This is a genomic window from Vibrio sp. D173a, from assembly GCF_030248475.1.
Genome location: NZ_JAHGAH010000941.1, coordinates 1 through 866 on the forward strand (window position 1 = coordinate 1; position 866 = coordinate 866).

General features: G+C 46.3%; 1 protein-coding gene. It reads right to left on the reverse strand.

Annotation, left to right across the window (positions count from 1 at the left end; genetic code table 11):
• Positions 1 to 866, reverse strand: an 866-nt coding sequence (locus tag KIV40_RS30425; protein WP_285352997.1) for a ComEC/Rec2 family competence protein, incomplete at both ends; no start/stop codon positions are given.

Sequence of the window (866 nt, forward strand, 5' to 3'; positions counted from 1 at the left end):
CCTATCAAACACCCACCAATACGGAGGTGACCAAGCCGCCGATATTGAAACGGCTTCGAGCAGAACGTTGATCCCTTGCCATAAAAAAGGCGTGTCACTCGAAAAAAGAATTTGGCAAACCAGAGAGAGGAAAAGCAACGGCATAACAACGAACGTTATCCAAGGGAGCAGTAGCAAGTTATAGACAAGAGAAAGAGCACTCACTCCCTGATAGTAGTAAAGCGTCATAGGAAGCAAGAGAAGCGTCAAAACACATTGAATCTTAACCACCAGCATAGCCTTGTCTAAAGGGCCAATTTGGGTCTTACTAGAGTTAAACAAGGAAACGGCATAGAGAACAGCTGCAAGCGCCCCAAAAGAGAGCCAAAAACTACTAGTGAGTATAGAGTAAGGCCACATCAACAGCACAATGCAGACGCTGAGCAGGATAAAATTCAGACGTCCAACACTTCTCCCCAGCCAAACGAAGTAGCTCCCCAAACAACACATCACAACCGCTCTAAGCGTTGGTAAGGTAAAACCAGAAAACCAACTGTAGATGATCGCGATGAAAAGACCTGACACAAAAGGTAGCCAAATCATAGCCGGCATCATGCAACGTAAACCACGCCCAACTTGATAGCCGATGCCAAACGCCATCCCAATATGCAGTCCTGAAATCGCGACCAGATGAACCAACACACTACTTTTCAACTCTAGCCAGCGCTGCTGAGAAATGAACTCTCGATAACCAAAGGTCAAAGCCAATATCAAGTCCTGATTCGATAGCGTATCTATCTTAGCAACTACTTGGTTAAACCAAATCGCACGCCACGATGGTGACGAGTCGATGCGATAGCGCGTACCCGATTGATAAGAAGCATGCG